Raw genomic sequence first — 4,968 nt, forward strand, 5'->3', positions numbered from 1 at the left:
CTCCCGATCCCATGGGCGCTTCGCGGTCAGTTCAGACTAGCCGTCCGCAAGACGTTCCAGAGGGACGCCCTCCATAGCCGAAAGGCGGCCCGGCGGGCAACGGCTGGCGCGCGATCACGGGACCCGACGATCTCCAAAAGAAAACCCCGGCGCCGAGGCGCCGGGGTTGTCGATTTCCTTCTGCCGCCTCGCAGGGCGGACAAAGCTACCTCAGCAGGGCAGCGACGACCTGGCTGACGACGCCGGTGTCCGTGCGCGTGAGGTAGTAGTTGCCGCCCACCTGCACCCAGCGCTGCCCGTACGGGGCGGGCGCCAGGTCGTAAGCCGAGGGGTTGGCGACATAGTAGCGTTGTTGCGAATAATACTGGTTCGGCAGGCGCTCGCCCTGCGACCACATCTTCTTGGCCTGGCCCGGAGGCATGCCGTAGGGCTTCTTGGCGAGGCCGGGCGGCGTCCAGGCGCCATTCGCCATGGCATTGTGTCCGCGCACGTCGTGCTGCGCGCCGACGGCGTGAGCGCGGGAATGGTCAACGCTGCGCGCCACCTGCCCGCCGCTGTGCTTGCCTTGCCCCTTGCCCTTGCCAGGGTCCGCCGCGGCGGCGCCGGTCAGGGCGAACGAAATGGCGGTGGCGACGATAAGTGCGTGTTTCATGAGTGTCTCCTCAGACAGTCCCTGGAGACACAACGCCTTGGCTGTAAAACCGATCCCTCGCCCTCGCGTTCCGCCCATTTAGGACCAACAACGGGAAAGCTCCTCACCAGCCCGTGGCATCGTAACGCCACAGCGACGGCTTGGCGGCAGTCCTTCACAAGCTCCCAGTCAGCCCTGGGCCAGCCACTCGCGAGCCTGCCGCTGGGCCTCGGCCACCTGGTCGGAGGCCATCTCCTGGGAGAGCTCCTTGCGGTAGATCTTGGCTTCCACCGAGCCGCGCATGGCGGCCAGGTTGAACAGCATGTGGGCCGAAACATAGTCCAGCGGCGCGCCGCCCTGGCCGGTGGAATAGAGCAGGCCCATGCGGAACAGCTCATCGCCCGACGCATCCGGGGTCGGAAGCGGCAGACCCTGGCTCATCACTTCCATGCTCGACAGCATGATCTTGGTCCCTGTTGGCGGCTGGGCGGCTCCCATTTTGGGACCCTTCCCCGGCCGTTATCCGACAGAAAAGCCGGTTTAGGCTGAACACATGGTTAAGCTGGCTGTTGTCTGGCCTTCATCGAAAGACGAATGCCTCAGCATTCAGCGATTCAACAGAGCGATCTTGTTCAAGGGCTCTGGGCCAACAGGCGCAGCCATAGCGCCGCTGGAGCGTTAGCTACGCCGGGACACCATTTCCGGAGACACCTGATGAAGACCATCCTGATCGCCGCCGCCACCAGCCTGGCGCTCGCCGCCGCCCCGGCCGCCGCCTTCGCGGGCGACAAGGATCACGGCAAGGGCAAGTACGCCTCCCACAGCAAGGCCCATAAGCAAGCCTACAAACAGGCCAAGCACGCCGACAAACAGGCCAGGAAGATGTGGCGCCAGGGCGAGCGCCTGCCCGCCACCTACATCACCCAGCGCTACTACGTGGCGGAGCCGGCGCGCTACAGCCTGGCCCCTGCCCCCTACGGCTATCAGTATGTGCGCGTCGACGACCAGATCTACCTGGCCCAGACCCAGACCGGCCTGATCTCGCAGGTGATTTCCAGCCTGCTGCGCTAGCCATCGGGCGGTGTTCAGGCGCGGTTCAGCCGCTCTCGGCGATGCTCAGCGTCGTTCGAGGGCGACGGTCGAATGGATTGCCGATGAAACGCCGGATCATGATGCTGGTCGCCGCCGCGGCCATAGCCACCCCAGTGGCGTTGGCGAGCGAAGCCGTGGCCAGGGACGACGACGGCCGCAAGGGCCGCCAGGAGAGCCGCCCCGACCAGGGCCAGAACCGGGGTGGCGACGACCGCCGGGGCGGCTGGAACCGCGACAATGACCGTGGCGAAGAGCGCGCCAACCGCAATCGCGGCGACCGTAACGCCCGCAGCTATGACGCCCCGCCGCCGCAGGCGATCTACCGCGACCGCTATGACCGGCCGGGCGGCCCGGGCTGGCGCCGCGGAGGCTACCTGCCGCCCGACTTCCAGGGCCAGATAATCCAGGATTACCCGCGCCACCGCCTGCGCCCGCCGCCGCGCGGATACGCCTGGTATCAGGTGGGCGACGACTACCTGATGGCCTCGCAGCGCAACGGCTTGATCTTCGACGTGATCGACTAGCCGATCCCAAGCTTGGCCTTCAGCGAGGCGTTCACCGTCCCCGGGTTGGCCTTGCCGCCGGTGGCCTTCATCACCTGGCCGACGAACCAGCCGATGGCCTGGGGCTTGTCCTTGACCTGCGCCGCCTGGTCCGGATTGTCGGCGATCAGCTGGTCGATGATGGCGTCCAGGGCGCCGGTGTCGGAGACCTGCTGCAGGCCCTGGCTCTCGACGATCTGGCGCGCCCGGCCCTCGCCGGCCCACATCCGCTCGAACACGTCCTTGGCGATCTTCGACGAGATCACCCCTTCCTCGATGAGCTGCACCAGTTCGGCGATGGCGTCGGGCCCGTGCGGGCTGTCGGCGATGTCCAGGCCGTCGGCTGTCAGCCGGGCGGCCAGGTCGTTGGTCACCCAGTTGGCGGTGAGCTTGGCGTCGCGGCCCTGGGCGGCGGCCTCGTAGAAATCGGCCCGGGCCTGTTCGGTGATCAGCACGCCTGCGTCATAGGCGGTCAGCCCATACTGCGACTGCAGGCGCGCCTTCTTGGCGTCCGGCAGCTCCGGCAGGGTGGCCTCGATGGCCTTCACCCAGGCCGGGTCCAGGTCCAGGGGCAGCAGGTCCGGATCGGGGAAGTAGCGGTAGTCGTGCGCCTCTTCCTTGGAGCGCATGGAGCGGGTCTCCAGCTTGCCGGGGTCGAACAGGCGGGTCTCCTGGTCGATCTTGCCGCCGTCTTCGAGGATCTCTATCTGCCGGCGCGCCTCGTACTCGATGGCCTGCTGGATATAGCGGTAGGAATTGACGTTCTTGATCTCGCAGCGGGTGCCCAGCTCGGCGCCGGGCCTGCGCACCGAGACGTTCACGTCGGCCCGCAGGTTGCCCTTCTCCATGTCCCCGTCGCAGGTGCCCAGATAGACCAGTATCGTCCTTACCTTCTTGACGTAAGCCGCGGCTTCTTCTGAACTTCTCATGTCCGGCATGGAGACGATCTCCATCAGGGCCGTGCCCGCCCGGTTGAGGTCAACATAGGTCGAGCGGGGGTCCTGGTCGTGCAGGCTCTTGCCGGCGTCCTGCTCCAGATGCAGCCGCTCGATGCGCACCGTGAAGGTCGAGCCGTCGTCATGCTCGACGATCACCTCGCCCTCGCCGACGATGGGGTGCTTGTACTGGCTGATCTGATAGCCCTGCGGCAGGTCGGGGTAGAAATAATTCTTCCGGTCGAAGTGGCTCTTCAGGTTGATCTGCGCCTTCAGGCCCAGCCCGGTCTTCACCGCCTGCTCTACGCAGTGGCGGTTGATCACCGGCAGCATGCCCGGCATGGCCGCGTCCACCAGGCTTACCTGGGCGTTGGGCCCGGCGCCGAAACCCACCGCCGCGCCGGAGAACAGCTTGGCGTTGGACGCCACCTGGGCGTGGATCTCCAGCCCCAGGACGATCTCCCACGGACCCGTGCGGCCTTCGATGAGCTTGCTCTTCTCAGTCATGCCTGCTCACTAACGCCGCTCGAGCCCTAGCGGAAGCGCGCGCATGTGCCCACTTGCGTGATTGTCGCAAAACGGGCTCAAGCTTGGCCCCTCTCAAGACCCGTCGGGGAAGGAACACCTAATGAAGACCACTGTGATCGCGGCGCTCGCCGCCCTTGTGTCGCTGGCCGCCGCGCCGGCTCTGGCTCAAACGACGGCCGCCGCCACGGCTTCGGCCTCGGCCGCGCTGAACGTGGAGACGACGCCCATTGAGGTGATCGCCGCTAACGAAAAGGCCAAAGCCGTCATCGACAAGGAACTGCCGGGCCTGACCGCCCACGAGGCCTATCCGCAGTTCAAGCAGATGACCCTGCAGCAGCTCATGCCCATGAGCCAGGGCGTCATCACCGACGAGAAGCTCAAGACCGTCCAGGCCGAGCTCGACAAGGTGAAGTAAGCTACCCGAGCGCTCCCTCCCCCACGGGAGGGAGCCTCACCACCACTTCTGCGGCTTCGCCCGGAAGTTCGCGGCCTTTTCTATCGCGCCGCCCAGCGAGAACAGCGTCCCCTCGTCCAGCGCCCGGCCGATTAGCTGCAGGCCCAGCGGCAGGCCGTTGGCGTCGAGGCCGGCCGGCACGCTCATGCCCGGCAGGCCCGCCAGGTTCACCGTCACCGTGAAGATGTCGTTCAGGTACATGGCCACCGGGTCGTCCGACTTGTCGCCCAGCGCGAAGGCCGCGGACGGGGCCGTGGGCGTCAGCAGCGCATCGACCTTCTCGAACGCCTGGTCGAAGTCGTCGGCGATCCTGCGGCGGACCTTCAGCGCCTTGAGGTAGTAGGCGTCGTAGTAGCCCGCCGACAGCACATAGGTGCCGATCAGGATGCGGCGCTTGACCTCGGCCCCGAACCCCTCGGCGCGGGTCTTCTCATAGGTCTCGGTCAGGTTGGCGCCCTCGACCCGCAGACCGTAGCGCATGCCGTCATAGCGGGCGAGGTTCGACGACGCTTCGGCCGGGGCCACGATGTAGTAGGCCGGCAGGGCATATTTGGTGTGTGGGAGGGAAACCTCGACGATCTCGCAGCCGGCCTCCTTCAGCCAGGCGATGCCCTGTTCCCAGAGCGCGTCGATCTCCGCGGGCATGCCATCGACCCGATATTCCTTCGGCACCCCGACGCGCAGACCCTTCACTGAGCGGCCGACGAAGGCCGCGAAGTCCGGGGTCTCCACCGGCAGGCTGGTGGAGTCCTTCGGATCGTGCCCGGCCATGGAGGTCAGCAGGAT

The 4,968-nt window shown here is 66.6% G+C and carries 7 protein-coding genes; 3 read left to right on the forward strand and 4 right to left on the reverse strand.

Annotation, left to right across the window (positions count from 1 at the left end; all coding sequences use genetic code 11):
• Nucleotides 1-205 precede the first annotated feature (205 nt).
• Nucleotides 206-652 (reverse strand): RcnB family protein, encoded by a 447-nt coding sequence (locus tag ACLL81_RS03785; RefSeq protein WP_411287013.1) that lies wholly within the window; start codon nt 650-652, stop codon nt 206-208.
• A 168-nt stretch (nt 653-820) separates the two neighbouring features.
• Nucleotides 821-1,093, reverse strand: a complete 273-nt coding sequence (locus ACLL81_RS03790) for a sel1 repeat family protein (RefSeq protein WP_411287014.1) — start codon at nt 1,091-1,093, stop codon at nt 821-823.
• A gap of 252 nt (nt 1,094-1,345) precedes the next feature.
• Here ACLL81_RS03790 and ACLL81_RS03795 point away from each other — a divergent pair, with 252 nt between their 5' ends.
• Both ACLL81_RS03795 and ACLL81_RS03800 read left to right on the forward strand, forming a co-directional pair.
• The gene (locus tag ACLL81_RS03795) at nt 1,346-1,702 is read left to right on the forward strand and encodes an RcnB family protein (protein ID WP_411287015.1); all 357 of its coding nucleotides are present in this window, start codon (nt 1,346-1,348) and stop codon (nt 1,700-1,702) included.
• An 83-nt stretch (nt 1,703-1,785) separates the two neighbouring features.
• On the forward strand, nt 1,786-2,247 hold the full coding sequence (locus ACLL81_RS03800) for an RcnB family protein (protein ID WP_411287016.1): 462 nt from the start codon (nt 1,786-1,788) through the stop codon (nt 2,245-2,247).
• Here ACLL81_RS03800 and gatB read toward each other — a convergent pair.
• Nucleotides 2,244-3,707, reverse strand: coding sequence for an Asp-tRNA(Asn)/Glu-tRNA(Gln) amidotransferase subunit GatB (gene gatB, locus ACLL81_RS03805; RefSeq protein ID WP_411287017.1), 1,464 nt, complete (start codon nt 3,705-3,707; stop codon nt 2,244-2,246). The genes ACLL81_RS03800 and gatB overlap by 4 nt on opposite strands.
• Nucleotides 3,708-3,828: 121 nt before the next feature.
• Between gatB and ACLL81_RS03810 the strand changes: the two genes are divergently transcribed.
• Nucleotides 3,829-4,143, forward strand: a complete 315-nt coding sequence (locus tag ACLL81_RS03810) for a hypothetical protein (protein ID WP_411287018.1) — start codon at nt 3,829-3,831, stop codon at nt 4,141-4,143.
• Nucleotides 4,144-4,179: 36 nt separating this feature from the next.
• Here ACLL81_RS03810 and ACLL81_RS03815 read toward each other — a convergent pair.
• A partial coding sequence (locus ACLL81_RS03815; protein WP_411287019.1) for an amidase family protein occupies nt 4,180-4,968 on the reverse strand: 789 nt, incomplete at its 5' end.

Source organism: Phenylobacterium sp., from assembly GCF_046590535.1.
GTDB lineage: Bacteria > Pseudomonadota > Alphaproteobacteria > Caulobacterales > Caulobacteraceae > Phenylobacterium.